The sequence below is a fragment of the Phycisphaeraceae bacterium genome (assembly GCA_015709595.1).
Taxonomy (GTDB): domain Bacteria; phylum Planctomycetota; class Phycisphaerae; order Phycisphaerales; family SM1A02; genus CAADGA01.
In genome coordinates this window covers 2,722,297-2,740,935 of the sequence record CP054178.1, presented here as the reverse complement: position 1 = coordinate 2,740,935, position 18,639 = coordinate 2,722,297, and the positions used below count along the sequence as shown (strand labels likewise).

19 protein-coding genes, 1 tRNA gene and 1 pseudogene are annotated in these 18,639 nt (G+C 65.9%); 17 read left to right on the top strand and 4 right to left on the bottom strand.

Features of this window, described 5'->3' with window-relative positions:
- Nucleotide 1: 1 nt before the first annotated feature.
- Nucleotides 2-184, bottom strand: a complete 183-nt coding sequence (gene rpmF, locus HRU76_11675) for a 50S ribosomal protein L32 (protein QOJ18209.1) — start codon at nt 182-184, stop codon at nt 2-4.
- 241 nt (nt 185-425) lie between these two features.
- On the opposite strand from rpmF, the gene HRU76_11670 reads away from it, so the two are divergent.
- The 4 genes from HRU76_11670 to HRU76_11655 all read left to right on the top strand — a co-directional run bounded on the left by HRU76_11670 (nt 426) and on the right by HRU76_11655 (nt 2,948).
- A tRNA-Lys gene (locus tag HRU76_11670) sits at nt 426-498 on the top strand.
- Between the two features lie 104 nt (nt 499-602).
- Nucleotides 603-1,253 (top strand): DNA-3-methyladenine glycosylase I, encoded by a 651-nt coding sequence (locus tag HRU76_11665; protein ID QOJ18208.1) that lies wholly within the window; start codon nt 603-605, stop codon nt 1,251-1,253.
- Nucleotides 1,254-1,390: 137 nt separating this feature from the next.
- The gene (locus tag HRU76_11660; GenBank protein QOJ18207.1) at nt 1,391-2,014 is read left to right on the top strand and encodes an HNH endonuclease; all 624 of its coding nucleotides are present in this window, start codon (nt 1,391-1,393) and stop codon (nt 2,012-2,014) included.
- Nucleotides 2,015-2,378: 364 nt separating this feature from the next.
- The gene (locus HRU76_11655; GenBank protein QOJ18206.1) at nt 2,379-2,948 is read left to right on the top strand and encodes a hypothetical protein; all 570 of its coding nucleotides are present in this window, start codon (nt 2,379-2,381) and stop codon (nt 2,946-2,948) included.
- A gap of 68 nt (nt 2,949-3,016) precedes the next feature.
- On the opposite strand, the gene HRU76_11650 is transcribed toward HRU76_11655, so the two are convergent.
- A complete protein-coding gene (locus tag HRU76_11650) occupies nt 3,017-4,561 on the bottom strand; it encodes a hypothetical protein (protein ID QOJ18205.1) in 1,545 nt (514 codons plus the stop codon).
- 182 nt (nt 4,562-4,743) lie between these two features.
- Here HRU76_11650 and HRU76_11645 point away from each other — a divergent pair, with 182 nt between their 5' ends.
- From HRU76_11645 to HRU76_11615, 7 genes and pseudogenes are all read left to right on the top strand, one after another.
- On the top strand, nt 4,744-5,070 hold the full coding sequence (locus tag HRU76_11645) for a hypothetical protein (protein QOJ18204.1): 327 nt from the start codon (nt 4,744-4,746) through the stop codon (nt 5,068-5,070).
- An 87-nt stretch (nt 5,071-5,157) separates the two neighbouring features.
- Nucleotides 5,158-5,820, top strand: a complete 663-nt coding sequence (locus tag HRU76_11640; GenBank protein ID QOJ18203.1) for a hypothetical protein — start codon at nt 5,158-5,160, stop codon at nt 5,818-5,820.
- A gap of 83 nt (nt 5,821-5,903) precedes the next feature.
- On the top strand, nt 5,904-6,683 hold the full coding sequence (paaC, locus tag HRU76_11635) for a phenylacetate-CoA oxygenase subunit PaaC (protein QOJ18202.1): 780 nt from the start codon (nt 5,904-5,906) through the stop codon (nt 6,681-6,683).
- A gap of 62 nt (nt 6,684-6,745) precedes the next feature.
- Nucleotides 6,746-7,282, top strand: a complete 537-nt coding sequence (paaJ, locus tag HRU76_11630) for a phenylacetate-CoA oxygenase subunit PaaJ (protein ID QOJ19175.1) — start codon at nt 6,746-6,748, stop codon at nt 7,280-7,282.
- A 1,219-nt stretch (nt 7,283-8,501) separates the two neighbouring features.
- Nucleotides 8,502-9,083 (top strand): annotated as a pseudogene (locus HRU76_11625) (GxxExxY protein).
- Nucleotides 9,084-9,152: 69 nt separating this feature from the next.
- Nucleotides 9,153-10,151, top strand: coding sequence for an alpha-ketoacid dehydrogenase subunit beta (locus HRU76_11620; protein QOJ18201.1), 999 nt, complete (start codon nt 9,153-9,155; stop codon nt 10,149-10,151).
- A 39-nt stretch (nt 10,152-10,190) separates the two neighbouring features.
- Nucleotides 10,191-11,120 (top strand): hypothetical protein, encoded by a 930-nt coding sequence (locus HRU76_11615; protein ID QOJ18200.1) that lies wholly within the window; start codon nt 10,191-10,193, stop codon nt 11,118-11,120.
- Between the two features lie 144 nt (nt 11,121-11,264).
- Here the strand turns inward: HRU76_11615 and HRU76_11610 are convergent, their stop codons facing one another.
- Nucleotides 11,265-11,498, bottom strand: a complete 234-nt coding sequence (locus HRU76_11610; protein QOJ18199.1) for a hypothetical protein — start codon at nt 11,496-11,498, stop codon at nt 11,265-11,267.
- 378 nt (nt 11,499-11,876) lie between these two features.
- Between HRU76_11610 and dauA the strand changes: the two genes are divergently transcribed.
- Nucleotides 11,877-13,652, top strand: a complete 1,776-nt coding sequence (dauA, locus tag HRU76_11605; GenBank protein ID QOJ18198.1) for a C4-dicarboxylic acid transporter DauA — start codon at nt 11,877-11,879, stop codon at nt 13,650-13,652.
- Between the two features lie 101 nt (nt 13,653-13,753).
- Here the strand turns inward: dauA and HRU76_11600 are convergent, their stop codons facing one another.
- Nucleotides 13,754-14,455: a hypothetical protein gene (locus HRU76_11600; protein ID QOJ18197.1), complete on the bottom strand. Its 702-nt coding sequence runs from the start codon at nt 14,453-14,455 to the stop codon at nt 13,754-13,756.
- A gap of 280 nt (nt 14,456-14,735) precedes the next feature.
- Here HRU76_11600 and HRU76_11595 point away from each other — a divergent pair, with 280 nt between their 5' ends.
- The 5 genes from HRU76_11595 (at nt 14,736) to HRU76_11575 (ending at nt 18,544) form a co-directional block, all read left to right on the top strand.
- Nucleotides 14,736-15,320 carry a sigma-70 family RNA polymerase sigma factor gene (locus HRU76_11595; GenBank protein ID QOJ18196.1) on the top strand — a complete coding sequence of 195 codons (585 nt, stop codon included), beginning with the start codon at nt 14,736-14,738 and terminating at the stop codon, nt 15,318-15,320.
- A 17-nt stretch (nt 15,321-15,337) separates the two neighbouring features.
- A complete protein-coding gene (locus HRU76_11590; protein QOJ18195.1) occupies nt 15,338-15,967 on the top strand; it encodes a zf-HC2 domain-containing protein in 630 nt (209 codons plus the stop codon).
- Complete coding sequence (locus HRU76_11585; GenBank protein ID QOJ18194.1) at nt 15,964-16,566, top strand: periplasmic heavy metal sensor; 603 nt, start codon at nt 15,964-15,966, stop codon at nt 16,564-16,566. The genes HRU76_11590 and HRU76_11585 overlap by 4 nt, the downstream gene beginning before the upstream one ends.
- A gap of 241 nt (nt 16,567-16,807) precedes the next feature.
- Nucleotides 16,808-17,317, top strand: a complete 510-nt coding sequence (locus tag HRU76_11580; protein ID QOJ18193.1) for a LysM peptidoglycan-binding domain-containing protein — start codon at nt 16,808-16,810, stop codon at nt 17,315-17,317.
- Between the two features lie 306 nt (nt 17,318-17,623).
- Entirely contained in the window at nt 17,624-18,544 is a 921-nt protein-coding gene (locus HRU76_11575) for an HAD family hydrolase (protein ID QOJ18192.1), read from the top strand.
- The last annotated feature ends 95 nt before the right edge of the window (nt 18,545-18,639 follow it).

The following is an 18,639-nucleotide window of genomic DNA, read 5'->3' as shown; positions in this document are numbered from 1 at the left end:
TTCACTCGCCCTGGATGGCCTTCACCTGGAGACCGGGGCGCACGTAGCCGCACGAGCGACAGGCGCTGTGAGGCGTGCGGGCGGCGCCGCAGTTGGGGCACGCCACCGTGTGGATGCCGCGAAGCGCCTGATGGGCCCGGCGGCGTCGCTTGCGGCCGGGGGATGTCCTGTGGGTTGGTTGCATCGAAGAATCCTCGCAAGCCGCCGGGGCTGATGAACGAAACCCGAGGCCCGAACACGCCAGCCGACTTGGGGCGGGCTCCGCACCCCCGGACCCGGCTTCTCTCCCGCTCAGACGGGAACCGGCAAGGGTAGAGAACACGCTCCCTCCGGTCAAGACGGAACGACGATGGACGGATTCGCCTCCCCGCACTGCTTGACCCCTCCCGCCGGTGCGGTAGAGTCACGTTCTCGGCCCTGCCGAAGCCCTGTTAGCTCAGTTGGTAGAGCAGCTGACTCTTAATCAGCGGGTCCTAGGTTCGAGTCCTAGACAGGGCATGCCGTTGTGCGGGCCCCGGATGGCTCCGGGGCCTGCGTTCTTTGGTCGTCGGCCGTGCCGACGCTTGGATCAGCGCCCGACCTGGGCCGAGGCGATCCGCCACATGTCGTCGAACCGATGGCTCATCCGGAGTGATCGCGGCGAACATCGCTGCTGGTGGTGCGGCGCCGATCCCCTGTACGTCGCCTACCACGATGACGAGTGGGGACGACCCACCCTGCCGGACGCGCCGGATGACATCCGGCTGTTCGAGAAGCTCTGTCTGGAAGGGTTTCAGGCGGGGCTGTCTTGGCTCACGATCCTGCGGAAACGTCCCGCCTTTCGCGAGGTCTTTCACGGGTTCGATCCCCATCGCGTCGCCCGCATGTCGTCACGCGACGTGACGCGCCTGCTGCACGACAGTCGCATCGTGCGCCACCGCGGCAAGATTGAATCGACGATCAACAACGCCAGACGGGCGATTGAGATCATCGAACGGGAGGGTTCACTCGCCCGGCGTCTGTGGTCATTCGCGCCGCCGATGGACCGCCGCCCGCCGCACCGGACTGGCGAGACCATTCCGCCCAGCACGCCTGAATCGAAGGCGCTGAGCAAGGCGCTGCGCCAGGCGGGATGGACCTTCGTTGGCCCGACAACCATGTACGCCTTCATGCAGGCGGTCGGGATGGTCAACGACCACCTGGTGGGATGTGTACGGCACGACCGGGTCGAGGTCGAACGGCGTCGTTTCGTGAGCCGGTCGGCCACGGCCTGAGCAGCGACCCGCGAGTTGCCCATCTTCGCGCAAGTCGAGCCCTCGCTTGGCATTCCCTTTGCCGCAGCGGGGAGAGATCGTCTACCATCACGCCAACCTTGGCCGGGCCATGCGCCCGGCGTTCGATGGAGGATCGCATGTCGGCGCTGGCGCTCGACGAAAAGGTGCTCGTGCTCAATCGCCTGTACGCGGCGGTGCGCGTCGTCAGCGCGCGCCGCGCCTTCACGCTGCTGCTGGGCGACCGCGCGGAAGTGATCGCGGTGGAGAACGGCAAGTATCTGAACTACGACTTCGAGTCGTGGACGGAGATCGCCGCGCTCCAGAAGCAGTTCGAGCCGGACGCCTACACCTGGGTGCGCACGCCCACCATCGAGATCGCGGTGCCCAAGATCATCCGCCTGCTGGGATACGACCGGCTTCCGGCGCGTCACGTGAAGCTGACGCGTCGGAACATCTTCGCGCGCGACCGCAATCGCTGTCAGTTCTGCGGCAAGGTGTTCCCCACCAGCGAGTTGTCGCTGGACCACGTGGTGCCGCGCGTGCAGGGCGGGGAGAACTCGTGGGACAACATCGTCTGTGCCTGCGTGAAGTGCAACATGCGCAAGGGAGGCCGCACGCCCGAACAGGCGGGGATGCGCCTGATCCGCCCCCCGGTGAAGCCCAAGCGCAACCCCACCATCACGCTGCGGCTTGGCGAGCCGAAGTACCACTCGTGGAAGGCGTTCCTCGACGACGCCTACTGGCACGTCGAACTGCGCTGACAGTTTGTCCACACAGTCGCGGTCGCACCGCCGCGCTCGCGAGCGGTTCCGAGTCGCGGGTCACCCGAGGCGCGGGCTACCGGTGCGCAGCCGCCTGTCGTTTCATGGCGTGCTGAAGGCAACCCGATGGACGAACGCATGTTGTGTTCGACCGATCAGCGAGAACGCACAAGGTCCGTGCAGCGTTATCACAACCCGACGGCGTGCGCACCATCCCGCTGATGCACTCGGTGCTCGGTGTTCGCGGAGATTCTCGAAAGTTTTCGTTTGTCTTTCGCACTGCTCGTGCGAGAATGCCGCCCGCCTTGGTCGGGTCCGAGGCGATTGACGCTCAGCAATCACTCGAGGTGTGGGTGGAGCCCCTATGAGTCTTGTTTCAAGGACGTCGAGTCTTCAGGCGTATCACCTTGTCCTCTACCGCAAGGCCGTTCACCCCGAGTTCTTCGGGATCGAAGGACGGCGACGACTGGTGCATGGGGATTACGAGTTCGAGGGATGGATCTTCCGGGGTGGACACACGTTCCTTTTTCACTTTCAGGGCCTGTGCGCCGCGGAGATCGTAACGGACCGCCTTGATGGTCTGCCCGATCGAGCCCGCGTGGTGCTGTTCCCCTGCGCCGGGGAGCGCGATCATGAGGACAAGGTCGCCGAGCGTATCGGCTACGTCACCAGCGTTCAGACCGAGACGCTCACCGATCACCTCTACAACGGCACCTTCCAGGAGATGATCGAGCATGCCCGTGCCGGCGACAGTCTGATGACCACGTGGAAGGACACGAATGGCGTGGACAACATGTCGCTCATCGACGTGCAGCGATTCCGCAATGAGATTCATGCCCAGTCATACCACCTGCGCAGCGACTGCGGGCTGGTGCTGCGGACGCAGACGATCTTCCGATCACTCGCCATGCCCGTGAAGAAGCTGGACTCCTGAGCGCGTCAGCCCGTCCCATGTGCGCCTGACGACTGGGTGACGGATGACGCCCTCCGGTTGACGGGTTGTCATCCTTCACCGGAGGATGAGGCCGCCTTGGAGTTTGTCGCCGCCTCGGTCTCGCCGGGGGCGCCGGTGGACGACGATGTCGGCTCGGGCGCCAGCGTGCCGGGAATCAGGCCCGGTCGCCAGATTTCGGAGATGTCCTGGTCGTCCACCGCCTTGCGCATCAGCAGGTAGATCGTGGTGATGCTGCTGAAGGCATAGGAGACGACGTAGCTGGCGACCAGCAGCACGATGACGCCCTGCCACGCGGCGACGAAGAACGCCGCCCACTCACTGTGCCAGTACATGTGCGGCGCCCCCGGCGCCTGCTTGAGCCAGAACAGGCCGTACCCCCCGGTGATGGTGACGGCGGTGTTGCTGGTGAACATGCCCGTGGCTCCGCCGGTGACGTTGAGCGCCGTCACCGCGACCAGCGACACCACCCAGTACCCCAGCGACATCCCCACGATCGCGGTGATCGCGTAGCCCAGCAGGTGAAGCGGCCGCCCGATCAGGTAGGCGATGGCGCGCTGCAGCGCGTCAATGGGAGCACAGTTCTCCGTGGCCACCGCCGGCAGCAGCAGGAAGAAGCTGCCCGCCGTGCCCAGCAGCACGAAGGCGATGAGGAAGCCCAGCAGCAGGTTCAGCCCGTACCCGATGCCTCCCAGCACATCCAGATATGGAATGCCGAACAGCACGATCCCCGCCACCACCAGCACCAGCGCCAGCCCGCCGGCGATCAGCAGCGGCAGCAGGTTGGCGAACAGCAGTCGCGGCCACGATGACAGCGCGAAGTCGAATGCGTCCGAGACCCGCAGCCGCTCCTGCCCCGCCGTCTCGCAGGCGGACATGCGGCAGATTGCTCCGCCTCCCACGGAGAGCACGAGCAATGTCAGAAAGCCGTAGACGACCACGAACCACGGGCGCTGCCTCCACAGCTTCACCGGCATGCGGACGATCATGTCGTTGAACGCCCCGTAGATCGTCACCGGGCTGAGCGTGTACACGCCCCACACGATCTGGCCGACGCTCCTGGCCACCTGCTCCACAGTCGCCTCGTAGGCACGACGCGGCATGATGCTGTCGATCGCCAGCAGGTCGCGCCGGAAGTCGAGGGTCCAGCCATCCAGAATTTCCTTGGCCAGTCCCGATTCGGCGCCGTTGCGATACTTGAACTTGAAGTCCAGTTCGATGCCCTCTCGCACCTTGCGCGGGTCCAGGCGCGCGGGCAGCGACCAGTTCTCCAGCTCCACGCCCGTGGGCCGGTCGTAGAGGATCTTGACCGACTCCGACTTCTCCGCGATGGGTCGCAGCACCGCGTCCGCCTCAATGTCCGACGTGAGAGGCAGATCGACCAGTATGCCCTGGGGCGGGAACACGCCTTCACCCTCGAACCACCGATCCCACAGGTTGCCCACGGCGACCAGGGTCAGCACCATCAGCAGCGCCACCACCAGGCGGGTCGGCTGCATGGCCTGCGTGATCGACTTGAGAATCCGGTGAAACTGGAAAATCTGGCCGAAGGCCACTGCATCGACGATGATCCGCTGACGGGGCTGATCGTTCACGTCCGCTCCTCCACGAAGGGATGGGGTGGGTGTGTCGAGTAGTCGGTGCCGAGCACCTCGTGGGAGACAAACCAGCGGCCCGATGCTACCACAAACGGGCTTGGTTCTCCACGCTGCCCGCCCCCCGTCAGCCGCTTCTCTTCCCTCTTGGCAATTCGCTCCGCTGTGGTACGCTGGTCCCAATGGCCGGCAAGGTTTCCACCCTGCGCCTGCGGCAACTGTTCACGCGGCGGTGCGTCGCCTGCGGCACACCCGTCGAATCATCGGCCCCTCACTGCGAGGAGTGCGGCTGCGACTTCGATGAACGGCCGCCGCGCTCCTATGCCGAGATGGAGGGGCTGGTCGGCTCACCACTCCACCACGACCTCGATCGCGACGAACGCACCCACGACGCCCACGCTCGACCCGCCCGGCTGATCGAGCGGTGGCTTCTCTTCATCTTCCTCTCGCTCATGATGCTCGTCGCCATCGCCATGCTGGCCAGCGCGGCGATGCAGCCCGCCAGGTGAGTCAACCGCCCAATCGGGGACTTCTCCCTGCCCGGCGGACGCAGCCCCCGCCGCCCGCGGGGCCGGGTCATCCTCTACACTGTCAGCATGTCCCGAATCCGCGAGCAGTTCACCGCGCCCCCGCCCGAGCCGCTGACCGTCGAGCCGACCGGCGACCTGCGGCCCTTCGTCATCTTCACGCAACTGCGTGACAGCGGCCCGTTCATCTACGCCGGCTGGCTCGAGGCGGCCGACGGCGACATGGCCCTGGCCTTCGCCCGCGAGCACTACGGACAGGATCAGGAATGCGTCAACGTGATGGCCATCGCACGCGAGCACATCACGTCGAGCGATGGGTTGTACGGCGAAGGCATCGAGGCACCTCGGGATCGAGGCATCGAGCCGACGACGAGGCGCGACGCGCATCACTCGGAACCCGGAACCCGGAACTCAACCTTCCGCGTCTTCACCCAGAAGAAACCGGGCGATCTGTGGATCGACGTGGGGACTGTGGATGCGACGAACCCGGCCCAGGCCCTCGACCAGGCGCGCCGCGACGTGCGCCCCGCCAAGACGGCCCACGTCGTCTGGGTCGTCCGCGACGATCATCTCATTCGCACCGGACCGGATGACCTCGTCTGGCGGCACACCGATCAGTCCTATCGCCTGGCGCGCGGATACGGCCGCGTGGTGCGCGCCAAGTGGATCGCCTTCCGCGATGAACAGCAACTGGCCGAGTACGAGAAAGACGACCTGCAGGAAGCATTCTGATCGCGTTTCTTCAGCTCCAGCCCGCTTCTCAACCGTAGCACGACGCACGCAGCGCACACTGTTGACCCGAAGGCACGAACCCGATGCAGACCGTTCCCGATCACCTCAAACCGCCGCTCGCCGACCTGCTGCTGTCGCTGGCCGACGACAAACTGCTGCTCGGCCACCTCAACAGCGACTGGACGGGTCTGGCGCCGATCCTGGAGGAGGACATCGCCTTTTCCCACCTCGCCCAGGATGAAATCGCCCACGCCCAGGCCATCTACGAGCTGGCTGGCCGACTGACGGGCCGCGGTCCTGATCAACTCGCGTTCGGTCGAACGCCCCAGCAGTTCCGCAGCGCCGCCCTCGTCGAAGTTCCGGATGAGTTCGACTGGGCGACCGCTCTGTCGCGCAAACTTTTCTGCGACCGGTTCGATGCTCTGCGGCTTGATCGACTGGCCTGCTCCGCGTGGCCGCCCCTGCGCGACCTGGCCCGCCGCATCGCCGATGAGGAACGGGTTCACGTCGAGCACACCGATGGCTGGGTCATCCGGCTGGGCCGCGGAACGAGCGAATCCAACGCCCGCATGACCAGGGCCCTGACGGCGCTGGCCCCGCTCGCCCCCGGGCTGTTCGAGCCGGTGGAGAATCAGGAGCAACTCGCCGCCGCCGGGCTGTACCCCGGCGATGAGAACGCCATGTTCCAGTCGTGGCTCGCGGGCGTGCAGGATGTGCTGAACCGGGCCGGGCTGAAGGCGTCGATCCCCGCCCGCGACCCGAGCGTGCGCGGCGGCCGCCGCGGCGTCCACACGCCGCACCTGAAGGGCATCCTCGACGAGATGTGCGAGGTCTACCGGCTCGAGCCGGATGCCGCGTGGTGAGGGGCGCCTCCGCACCCGCTTCCGGTCGCCAACAATCACCCGTGACGAGTCGCCAGGACATCATGGCCGCGCTGGCCGCCATCCCTGACCCGGAGATGCCGATTTCGATCGTTGATCTGGGACTGGTGGAGCAGGTGCAACTCGAGCCGTCGCCTGTTCGCCCGGATTCCGCGGTCGCCACCATCACGCTTCTGCCGACCTTCGTCGGGTGCCCGGCCCTCGACATGATCCGCGAGGATGTGCGGCGGGTGGTCGGCGCGCTTCCGGGGGTCGAACAGGTCCAGGTCCGCTTCGTGCATGAACCCCGCTGGACGGTGGACCGCATCACCGAGGCGGGCCGGGCATCGCTTCGAGCCCACGGCGTGACGGTGCCCGAGCGCGGGGAGTGCGCCATCGGCCATACTGATCCGCCCGGCGGCTCGATTCCGCGCCCCGTGCCGATGACGGTTTCCGCGGGTTCGACCGTGGCGCCCGTGCCCTGCCCCTTCTGCGGTTCGGTGTCCACCCATCTTGACAGCCCGTTCGGGCCGACGCGCTGCCGCATGATCTACTACTGCGAGACGTGCCGCAACTCGTTCGAGCACCTGAAGCGCGTGTGATGAATCGCCGCGGCGCCGCGGCATCCGCCAGGGTGCGGCAAAGGGAGTGCCCCCTCTGGCACGGCCGCGCGCCGGGGCGTAGGATGGCTCCGCATCGATTCCGCCCTTCAGGATCGGACCATGACGAGCCGCACTCCATCGTCCCCATCATCCGTGCGGGCCAAGCGTCGGTCCGCTCCCGTGGTCATCGACGCCCCCGCCGATCCGCAATCGCCGCCCGCACGACCCATGCCAACCCCCCCCACTCCTCCCAGCACATCTCCCGCGAAGGACACGAAGATCAGGACCATCGACCTCGGCACGATCGAGGATCTTCGCATCCTCAATGAAGACGGCGTGGCGGACCCCGCGCTCGACCCCAACCTGCCCAGGGCCGAGTTGCTCCGCATCCACCGCGCCATGGTGCTCACGCGCAAGCTCGATCAGCGCATGCTGATGATGCAGCGGCAGGGGCAGATGGGCACCTTCGCCCCTGGGCTGGGGCAGGAAGCCACGCAGATCGGCCAGGTCTACCCGCTCACCAAGGCCGACTGGTTCGCGCCGTCGTACCGCTCCTTCGGCGCGCAGCTCTGGCGCGGCTGGCCGATGGACCAGCTCCTCCTCCTCTGGGACGGCTACTTCGAGGGCTTCGCCCCGCCCCCCGAGGTCAACGACCTGCCCTTCTCGATCGTCATCGGCTCGCACGTGCCCACCGCCACCGGCATCGCCATGGGCATGAACATCCGCGGCGCGAAGGACTGCGTGGTCGTCAACTTCGGCGACGGCGCCTCCAGCCAGGGCATCGTGAGCGAGGCCATGAACTTCGCCGCCGTGTACAAGGCCCCGGTGGTCTTCGTCATCGAGAACAACGGCTGGGCGATCTCCATGCCCGCCTGCCAGCAGGCGGCGGTGACGGAACTGGCCCGCCGCGGACCCGCGTTCGGCATCCCCGCCATGCGCGTGGACGGCAACGACATCCTCGCGATGATTGTCGCGTGCAAGCGAGCGGCGGATCATGCACGATCCGGCAACGGCCCCTTCCTCATCGAGGCCGTCACCTACCGCATGTCCGTCCACACCACGGCGGATGACCCCAAGGTCTACCGCGACGAGGCCGAGGTGCAGGCATGGGAGAAGAAATGCCCCATCGCCCGCTTCGAGAAGTACCTCATCGCGAAGAAGATGCTCACCCCGAAGGACTGCGAGCGCCTCGCCCAGGAATGCGAGCAGGACGTGCTCGATGCCCGCGAGAAGTTTCGGGCGCGGGCTATCCCAAACCCGCGCGAAGTCTTCGACTACGTCTGGGCGAACCCGTCGCCGGAGCACGAGGCCCAGAAGCGGGAGTACCTGGCGAAACTGGATCGGAAGGGAGTGGAGTAGAACGGATTCACCACAGAGGCACAGAGAGCACAGAGTGGATACAGAGCGGGAGAGATTGTCGGATCGCGAGTATCCCGAAAAGGAGTTGTCGGGTCAGGTCATTGGCGCTGCAATCTCCGTTCACAAGGAACTCGGCCCGGGTCTTCTTGAGTCCGCCTATCAGACATGTCTCGAACATGAACTCCGCAGCCAAAGAATCCCATTTCGAAGTCAAGTCGAGCAACCCGTTCGCTACCGAGGTCTAACGCTCGATGCCGGATAGAGGATCGATCTGATTGTGGACGAGAGAATCATCATCGAGTTGAAATCTGTTGAGCGCCTCGAACCCATTCACGAAGCGCAGCTTCTGACATATCTGCGACCCTCGGGCCTGCGGATCGGACTCCTCATCAACTTCAACGTGCCGCGATTGCGAGATGGCATCACACGCCGAATCCTCTGACTTGCTCCAAGGTGTTTCCTCTCAGTGTCCTCTGTGCCTCTGTGGTGAAGTCTTCCCCCAGGATCCCCCATGCCCCAGCTCACCATGGTCGAAGCCCTCAACCTCGCCCTCGATGAAGCCATGCGCGATGATGACCGCGTGGTGCTGATGGGCGAGGACATCGCCGTCAACGGCGGCGTCTTCCGCGTCACCAGGGGGCTGATGGAGAAGTACGGCAGGAGCCGCGTGATGGACACGCCCCTGGCCGAGAACGGCATCATCGGCACGGCGGTGGGCATGGCGGTGTACGGGCTCAAGCCGGTGGCGGAGATTCAGTTCTCCGGCTTCACGCTGCAGGCCTTCGACCAGATCGAGCAGAACATGGCCCGGCTGCACAACCGCTCGCGCGGGAAGTACCCCATCCGCATGGTGATGCGCTGCCCCTACGGCGGCGGCATCCGGGCCGTGGAGCATCACAGCGAATCACGCGAGGCGTACTGGGCGCACACGCCGGGATTGAAGATGGTGATTCCATCGACGCCGCGCAACGCCCGGGCGCTGCTGCACGCGGCGATTCAAGATGATGACCCGGTGGTGTTCTACGAGCCGAAGGCGGTGTACCGAGCGTTCCGCGAAGAGGTGCCGGTGGGTGAGCCGACAGCTGCGAAGGAAACCTTCCCCATCGGCAAGGCCCATGTGGTGCGTGAAGGGGCGGACATCACCCTCATCGCCTACGGCGCGATGATGCGCCCCGTGCTGGAGGCGACCGAGGACCTGGTGGATGAGCACGGCATCAACCCCGAGGTCATCGACCTGCTCTCGATCCGGCCGATGGACACCGAGGCGTTGTGCGAATCGGTGGCGAAGACCGGCCGCTGCGTGATCGTCCACGAAGGCCCCCGCACCTGCGGCGTGGCGGCGGAGATCATCGCGCGGCTCAACGAACACGTCTTCGACATGCTGCAGGCGCCCGTGAAGCGCATCACCGGCTACGACATCCACTTCCCGTACTTCCAGTGCGAGAAGCACTACCTGCCGGACTCGGACACGATCGTGGCGGGCGTGATGGAGACGGTGGGGTGGGGATGAGGGGAGCCGCTTCGCCTTCCAGGACACCAAGGAATACAAATGCCGCTCTTCGCGATTGACAATAAGACACCGGCACCGATTTCTCAACGGAATTTCTTGGCGGAGAAGGCTCTCCAACAGCTTGTCGAGCGCAATCTCGATGTCGTTTTCAACTGCCGTTTAGTGGCCTCCGAGTTCAGCACGGGCAGTCAGCACGCCGGACGCATTGACACGCTCGCACTTTCCGAAGATGACAATCCCGTCATCATCGAGTACAAGAAGGCCGAGTCTTCGGAGCTCATCAATCAGAGTTTGTTCTACCTCTATTGGATTCACGACCATCGGGGTGACTTCGAGATCGCGGTACAGAAGACCCTCGGATCGAAGGCGTCGGTCGACTGGTCAGACGTGCGAGTGATCTGCATCGCACCGAACTACAAGAAATATGATCTACATGCAGTTCAGGTGATGGGGGCCAACATCGAACTGTGGACTTACAGACTGTTCGACAACTCCACGCTGTACCTCGAGGAGGTTCTTCAAAAGTCCACGTCCCAGTCGGACGACAGCTCGGGGAAGAATCCGGTCATGGTTGCTGCTGGGAAGAAAGCGGCACTCACAAGGGCGGCCGGGGTCTATACGTTCGATCAACACATTGACGGAAAGCCCGAATCAGTTCGTGAAATCGCGCTCGCTGTCCAGGATTTCATTCAGAAACTGGACGCGGCGATCGAGGAGGCTCCCAAGAAGTTGTATGTGGCCTATCGAATTGCGCAGAACATCGTTTGCATGGAGATCCAACAGAAGAAGGTCGTGCTGTTCTTAAAGCTGGATCCCAAGAAGCATCCGGGTCCGTCCGGGATCAGCAGGGATGCCTCGAACATCGGTCACCTTGGAACAGGCGATCTTGAAGTCACGCTTCGTAGCATGTCGGACGTCGAAGCTGCGAAACCGTTTATTCAGATCGCATATCAAGCCGTTGGTGGCTGATTTGATGTGAGCAATCAGTCTCAGTTGATCCTTCTCGATCTCGACTGGATGAGATGTCGGGCCCAATTGTGCCGCAGGATATCGTCACCGGTGGAGAGTCGGACTGCGCAGCGAAACGACGCGGAACCAACGGTGCCGCGCGGCTCACCCCGCCCTCATCAACCGCCGCCCCAGCCCCGTCGGCACGGCGATCGGCTCGAACAGGTCGGCCGGGTACAGAGAGTCCTCGCCCGACTCATCGACCACGCGGATCAACCCCTCGCGCTCCGCGCCGGCGTCCGGCACGGTCCGCTCCAGTTTCCGCACCTCCAGCGAGGCGGGATGGCCATTGTTCTTCAGGCACACGATGAATCGAGATGATGTCTTGCGCTGGGTCATGAATCGATGAGTCGTTTGATCGTAGCGGACGACGGCCCCAGCGGGGCCACGGACTGTCGCCACGGGTGAAGCGCTGCGTCGCCCATCCGCGGGCGACGCGACGCGGAACCCGTGGGTTGGGTCGGTTCAATGAACCCTGCCCCGGCGGGGCAGAGGAGTTGTCGCACGGATCGGGATGCTCCTTCGCCCCATCCGGGGCGAGAACCGATTCTTCCGCTCACCACGGGTTGCGCCGCCTCGCTCATCCGGCTCGCTCCGTCCGAGCGGACCGCCCGTTCCGTTTGACTTCCCCCACCCCCCGCCTACAACCACTGCTTCGCAGCGGCTCCGGGCCGGTCCATGCGGATCGACCCCCGGCTGAGAGACAGGTCGTCACGGATGACCAAACGTCACCTCGCGTCGCAGACGATTGTTCCATGGTTCAGGTTCCGGGCGGCGACCGCCCTGGTGGAGACGGTGCGGCAGGGGTACTCGCTGCGCGATTTCCGGGCTGACGTGCTGGCGGGCATCCTCGTCGGGGTGATCGCCCTGCCGCTCTCGATGGCGCTGGCCATCGCCACGGGCGTGCCGCCCCAGTACGGGCTGTACACCGCCATCGTGGCGGGCACGGTGATCGCCTTCTTCGGCGGGTCGCGCGTGCAGGTGTCGGGGCCGACGGCGGCGTTCGTCGTCATTCTCGTCCCCATCGTCACCCAGCACGGGCTGGCGGGACTGGCGGTAGCCACCGTGATGGCCGGGCTGATTCAGATCATTCTGGCTCTGTCGCGGCTGGGGCGGCTGATCCAGTTCGTGCCGCACCCGGTGACGATCGGCTTCACGGCGGGCATCGCGGTGGTCATCGCCACGCTGCAGATGAAGGACTTCTTCGGATTGTCGATCGAGTCGATGCCCGACAGTTACATCGAGCGCGTGACGACGCTGGCGTCAGCGATGCCAAGTTTCCGCTGGCCTGACCTGGTCGTCGGCGCCGCGTGCCTGGCGATTCTCATCGGCTGGGACCACGTGACCAGGAAGGTGCCCGCCGCGCTGGTGGCGCTGACGGTGTGCGGCGTTGGAGCGTATGTGGCGCACATGGCGTGGGGCGACGGCTTCGTGGTGGAGACGATCCGAGGGCGGTTCGGCAGCGAGGCGCTGCCGCACGGCATCCCGCAGAAGCCGCCGCTCTTTGATCTGCCGTGGCGTTTTCACCGGCCCGGCGAGGCGGATACGGGCATGACCTGGGGGGCGCTGTTCCTGCTGTGCAAGGAGCTTGTGCCGGCGGCCTTCGCCATCGCCATGCTGGGCAGCATCGAGTCGCTGCTTTCGGCGGTGGTGGCGGACGGCATGAGCGGACACTCGCACGACCCGGACAGCGAACTGTTCGCCCAGGGGCTGGGCAACATCGCTGCGCCGTTCTTCGGCGGGTTCGCGGCCACGGGGGCCATCGCCCGCACGGCGGCCAACATCCGCTTCGGGGCGCGGTCGCCGGTGTCGGCGATCGTGCATGCCCAGTTCGTCCTGGTTTCGATGCTGCTGCTCGCCCCGCTGCTGGGTCACCTGCCGATGGCGGCCCTCGCCGCGCTGCTGCTGCGGGTGGCGTGGAACATGAGCGAGGCGCGTCACTTCATCCACACGATCCGAGTCGCCCCGCGCAGCGACGTGGCGGTGCTGCTCACCTGCTTCGGGCTGACGGTCATCTTCGACATGGTGATCGCGGTGTCGGTGGGCGTGGTGCTGGCGGCGATGCTCTTCATGCGGCGCATGGCGGAGGTGGCCAACGTGCGCTTCATGCAGGAGAAGCACCACGCCATCACCGAGCCGCTGCCGCCCGGCGTGCTGGTGTACGAGATTGCCGGACCGATGTTCTTCGGCGCCGCCCAGCGGGCCATGAGCGCCTTCCGCACCATCGGCAACGGCGTGAAGGCGGTGATCCTGGACATGGAGTCGGTGCCCGTGATGGACGCCACCGGGCTGGTCAACCTGGAAGGCGCCATCGACCGGCTGGGCAGGACGCAGATCACGGTGATCCTCGCGGGCGTGCAGCGCCAGCCGCACGGGGTGATGGAGCGCGGCGAACTGTTCGAAGATCGACCCCATCTCCTCACCTGCTCCACCATGCACGAGGCCGTTCAGATCGCTCGGCGGATCGTTCAGGGCGAACAGCCGACCGGATGACGCGAGGAGTCAGACGAACAACAACGTCCACGCGATGGGATCACGCGGACGTTGGGTGAAACGCCGTTCGGCTCATGCGATCCGCGCAGGGCGTGTTCGTCCTACCGTCGAGGCGAGTGACGCAGGTGCTCTTCCAGCAGGTCCAGCCGCTGGCGCAGATCGCGCAGACGACTTTCGATATCGGCCCGCGGTACGCCGCGCCCGTCGGGACCGAGAAGGCGCTGACGAATCTGCTCTCGATCGCCCATCGGGACGCGCGGCAGGAACCGGGGCGGGGTCGGGGCCGGACGATCCTCCGCCCGCGGGGGCAGGCCTGGTCGCAGGCCCGGACCCGGCCGCCCGCGACGTGCCTCGTCACGTCGATCGTTCCCCCGCGCAGGATCTTGGAGCCGCTCCCGGAGCAGATCCCGCAACTCGCCGCGGTGTTCACCACGGCGGTCGCGCAGGCGCTGCAGCAGTTCCCCCGGACGCCCCCCGCGATCGCGCCAGCGCTGAAGCAACTCGCCCGGCTTGACGCCCCGATCGCGCAGCCGATCGATCAGGTCTCGAACACGAGCAGGCGGACCGCCGTTGGGTCCGGCGTCGCCTCGGGCCCGCGCGCCGGGGGAACCCTCGCGCCCGGGGGCGGCTCCGCGACCGTCGATCCGAGGCGTCTCGCGTCTCGGGGAGGCATCGCGCTCCACGGTGCGACTCGCGTCGTCTCGAAGCGGCGCGGAACGACCAGACGGTCCCGCCTGACCCACCGCGGGAAATGCCAGCAGGGCCGTCGTCAGCAGGCAGGTTGTCAGTAGAAGTCGATGCATGTCATGCTCCTTGACGGTATTCAGGGTCGATCCGGGCTCGGTTCGCCGATGGATGGATGGCTCGCGCGAACCGCAACCTCGGAAGGCGGACCGGGCATGTCGGCCGCACAGTTCGCGTATACAACTCCACGGTCCGAATGTCGTCCCACCTCGAACGTCGGCGGGATCGGCTGAAAGAACCTGGGCAGGCGGCTGACCAGCCCGGACGTTCCAACGCCCCACCGGGTCAACGCATGAACCCCCGCTCCATTGCAATCAGTCGAGGGATCACGCGGAGCACATGCGCGGAGCACCGGCCATGAAAGTCGATCTGGCCGGTTGCATCCGTGGCGACAAGCATGCGTGGGACGACTTCGTCCGCCAGGCGGTTCCGGTCCTGTTCAACGCGGTCGTCCACACCATGAAGGGCGTGGACCGCAATGACCCGGAAGTCGCCGACCGGGTGCAGGAAGTATTCATCCGGCTGCTGCAGAATGACCGGAAGCTCCTGCGATCCTTCGATCCCTCGCGGGCGTCGGTGCCGACCTGGCTGTCGGTCATCGCCCGCAGCGTCACCATCGACCACCTGCGAAAGAAGCGGCTGGCCACGACACCGGTGGAAGAACACCTGGCCGGGGCGACGGATCATCCCCCCTCGAGCGCGGGTCATGTCCCGGATATCCCGCTGCACGTTCTGACTGAACGTCAACGGCTGGTGCTGCACCTGCTGTTCGACCGAGGTCTCTCCGTCGAAGAAACCGCCCAGACCATGGGGGTGGATGCCCAGACCGTCCGAAGCGCCAAGCACAAAGCCCTGACCCGGTTGCGGGAGCATCTGGGTCAGGATCGTCCGGGCGGGGATACCGCCTCGACCACCCCCGTATAGCAGAAGGAAAGGGCCTCATGGACAGCCGTTGGGATATCCCGGATCGTGACCTGTGGCGGCGGACCACGCCTGTCGCCCCTGCGGGTGTCGGAACACCTCGGGAATCATGCCCCTCGGATCTGACACTGGCCTCGTATGTCGATGGCCTGCTGCCGGAAGGCGAAATCGCCGCGTTCGAGGCCCATCTGGTCGCCTGCCCCGCCTGTCTTGAAGCCGTCATGTCCGTTCGTGCCCTGCCCGCCTTGGCGAGCAGCGGCGGCTGGACCATGGCCGAGGCACGGGCGGTGGCGGCGGCACAATCGCTGGAGCCGGGGGCGGAAGGGACTTCGTTCGGACCCTCCGCCGCCCGGCACCGGCGCGTCGGCGGCTGGCGTCTGGCGCGCGGGGTTCTGGCGGCAGCGGCCATGATCGGAGTTTCCATTCTCGGTTACCAGTTCGGCTTCTCCATGCCCGGGCTGCCCGGTCAGGTTGACGCTCGTCTGGTCACGTCCGAGGCCTCCTTCGGTCTGCTGCCCGCCGAGGGCCAGCGGGCTCCCGGCGCGGCGTTCGCCGTCCTGCAGCAGGATGATGAACCAGCACCCTCCGCCCTGTGGAATCGCTCCGGGCGTCAGATTCCGCGCGACGGTCGGACGGGAGACAACCGATGAGGCAATCCCTGATTCCTCTGGCTCTGGCCTTGTCGCTGCTGTTCAACGGCTTCTTCGTGATCGGCTACCTGCAGGGGCGTCAGATCAACGCCGCCCTGCCTGAAGAAGAGCGCGTGACCCGTCTGGTCACCGACGAACTGCGGTTGTCCGACTCGCAGCAACGGGTGTATCGCGAGTTGCGGGCCAATCTGCACGATGCCGTACATGATCTGGAAGCGCGTCTCGCTCAGGTGCAGCTGGCGTTGATTGACGCGGTCAACCAGCCGAACCCCGATTTCGTCGAGATTCTGCGCCTGATGGATCAGAAAACACTGCTTGATCAGGAGCGGGTGGGGCTGGCAAGCCGCCACTTCGGTGAGTTCGTGCGCACGCTCACCCCCGCCCAGAAGGCGGAACTCAAGCGCCGCATCGAGCAGGGCGGATGGCGGAGCGAATCGTCAACCGGCGCACCTCGTCAGGACGGGTCGGAACCGGGTCAGGAGGCGGTGGACGAGGGTCCGGATGGCGGTTCAGAGCCCCCCGGAAGCGGCGGGGACGCGGAAGATGAGTCGCTCAATGACCTGATGCGTCGCCTGGGCGATCAGTCGCCGCGCCGGTGATGGGGCGGAGCGTCAGCGTCCGCGCCTGATCCGCAATCTTGAAAGAAAACCAAGCCGTCGGTTCGATGAAGGCGAAGCCGCAGCACTTTCGCGCGTGCCGCCCTCGACGTCTTGCGGATCATGTGCGAGAATGATCGACCCGTCGCGACGGTCGGCGTGCGCCGACCGGCATGGAGCGCGACGGTCAAGGGGAAGGGCGGTCGCGCAGCCGCTCGCCCCGTCCAGGAAAGGAGTCGCCCGCATGCGCCGCACCACTTCGTTCGTCACGCTTGCCGCCCTGTCGGTTGTGTTCCTCACCGGGTGCAACAATTCGGTGAAGGATCAGAACGCCGCGCTGATCGAGGAGAATCAGCAGCTCCGCGCCCAGCTGGAGCAGGCCAACAGCGAGCGGCTCGCCGCTGAAGAGCGCGCCAGCCGCCAGGTCGAGATCGCCCGCGCCGCCGAACAGCGGGCCCAGCAGGCCGCGACGGAAGCCGCGCGCCAGCAGCCGGTCAACCAGCCCGCGCTGGGCTACACGCCCCCCGCCGCCAACAGGCCGGCGACCACGAATCGCCCCGTCGCCTCCGCGAGCGGCGCGTCCCTGCCCACCACGCACGTGGTGAAGGAGGGCGAGACGCTCAGCCACATCGCCCTGAAGTACTACAAGAACGCCGGTCTCTGGCAGCCGATCTATGACGCCAACAAGGCGGTCATCGGCCCCAACGCCAACCGCGTTCGCGCCGGGATGAAACTGACGATCCCCGCCCGCTGAACACCATTCGACCACCCGCCGATGGATCGGAAGGCCGCCCGCAAGGGCGGTCTTTCGTTTGACCGTCGCGCGAAGCGTGCGCGGCTGGCGATCCGCCTGAACCGGCTGGAATCGACGACGCCCGCGCTTGCCATGATCGACCTGGACGGGATCATCACCCGCCGGATTCTTCACGCTCCTGGATCAAACGCTCGCGGGGACCGTGTCTTGACGCAACTGCAGACGCCGCCGGAACTCAACCGTTCGGATCGCGTGGGAGGCACTCGCACCACACGGGCGCACGAGCGGGAAGCCCTATCATTGGACGTGAAGGCCGTTTTCCTCGACCGGGACAACACGCTCATCCTCAACGATGGAGACCTGGGCGACCCGGACAAGGTGGTGCTGCGGGAAGGCGTCGCCGCGGCATTGCGTCGTCTGCGCGAGAAGGGATTCCGGCTTGTCGTCGTGACCAACCAGGGTGGCGTGGCGAGGGGCAAGTACACCGAACGCGACGTGGACGCGGTGCATCAGCGCATCGCCCGGCTCGTGGATGAACAGGCCGGAACTTCGGGCATCATCGACCGCTTCTACTACTGTCCCTACCACCCCGAAGGCACGGTGGCGGAATACCGGCGTGAACACCCCTGGCGCAAGCCCCAGCCGGGCATGTTGATTCAAGCCGCGCGGGATCTGGACCTGGAACTGCCCGCGTGCTGGATGATCGGCGACCAGGTTCGGGATGTGACGGCGGGCATCTCCGCCGGCTGCCGGACGATTCTGCTCTCGAACGACGATCGAACCATTGCGGAAGCGCACGCGTCATTCACCGTCTCGAATTTTGACGAAGCCGTGGCGATCATCCTCGATCACGAGGGGAAGTCGAACCGATCCGGTCGCCCCGGTGGGTCCAGACGCGCCGTTTCCAACCTCGGCGCGGCGGTGGCGGGTCGCGTCCCGGGGCAAGCCGACGCAGCCCGCACACCCACGATCGACATCGACGAGACGGAGCCCCTGCGGCGAGCGATTCACGACCTGGCGGAGGAGATCCGCACCGAGCGGTCGCGGCGCACGGAGTTCACCCCCCTGCGCATGGGCGCGGGGCTGTGCCAGCTGCTGGTGCTGCTGTTCGCCCTTCTCGCCTTGCTGCAAACGGGCCACTTCGAACATTTCATGCAGTGGATGTCCGGAGCGCTGCTGCTGCAGCTGGGCGCAATCATGTGCATGCTGCTGGATGCTCGCACGTGAGGAATGGAGGCAGGTTGGGGAGCGCCGCGTCCGGGTGTTGGGGAGTTGTCGATCTTCGGTTCTCACCTTTCGGCGTCCGGAGATGGCGGACGGCA

Coding starts and splice junctions, on each gene's coding strand:
- rpmF (QOJ18209.1), bottom strand. CDS start 184: ATGCAACCAACCCACAGGACATCCCCCGGCCGCAAGCGACGCCGCCGG.
- HRU76_11665 (QOJ18208.1), top strand. CDS start 603: ATGTCGTCGAACCGATGGCTCATCCGGAGTGATCGCGGCGAACATCGC.
- HRU76_11660 (QOJ18207.1), top strand. CDS start 1,391: ATGTCGGCGCTGGCGCTCGACGAAAAGGTGCTCGTGCTCAATCGCCTG.
- HRU76_11655 (QOJ18206.1), top strand. CDS start 2,379: ATGAGTCTTGTTTCAAGGACGTCGAGTCTTCAGGCGTATCACCTTGTC.
- HRU76_11645 (QOJ18204.1), top strand. CDS start 4,744: ATGGCCGGCAAGGTTTCCACCCTGCGCCTGCGGCAACTGTTCACGCGG.
- HRU76_11640 (QOJ18203.1), top strand. CDS start 5,158: ATGTCCCGAATCCGCGAGCAGTTCACCGCGCCCCCGCCCGAGCCGCTG.
- paaC (QOJ18202.1), top strand. CDS start 5,904: ATGCAGACCGTTCCCGATCACCTCAAACCGCCGCTCGCCGACCTGCTG.
- paaJ (QOJ19175.1), top strand. CDS start 6,746: ATGGCCGCGCTGGCCGCCATCCCTGACCCGGAGATGCCGATTTCGATC.
- HRU76_11620 (QOJ18201.1), top strand. CDS start 9,153: ATGCCCCAGCTCACCATGGTCGAAGCCCTCAACCTCGCCCTCGATGAA.
- HRU76_11615 (QOJ18200.1), top strand. CDS start 10,191: ATGCCGCTCTTCGCGATTGACAATAAGACACCGGCACCGATTTCTCAA.
- HRU76_11610 (QOJ18199.1), bottom strand. CDS start 11,498: ATGACCCAGCGCAAGACATCATCTCGATTCATCGTGTGCCTGAAGAAC.
- dauA (QOJ18198.1), top strand. CDS start 11,877: ATGACCAAACGTCACCTCGCGTCGCAGACGATTGTTCCATGGTTCAGG.
- HRU76_11600 (QOJ18197.1), bottom strand. CDS start 14,455: ATGCATCGACTTCTACTGACAACCTGCCTGCTGACGACGGCCCTGCTG.
- HRU76_11595 (QOJ18196.1), top strand. CDS start 14,736: ATGCGCGGAGCACCGGCCATGAAAGTCGATCTGGCCGGTTGCATCCGT.
- HRU76_11590 (QOJ18195.1), top strand. CDS start 15,338: ATGGACAGCCGTTGGGATATCCCGGATCGTGACCTGTGGCGGCGGACC.
- HRU76_11585 (QOJ18194.1), top strand. CDS start 15,964: ATGAGGCAATCCCTGATTCCTCTGGCTCTGGCCTTGTCGCTGCTGTTC.
- HRU76_11580 (QOJ18193.1), top strand. CDS start 16,808: ATGCGCCGCACCACTTCGTTCGTCACGCTTGCCGCCCTGTCGGTTGTG.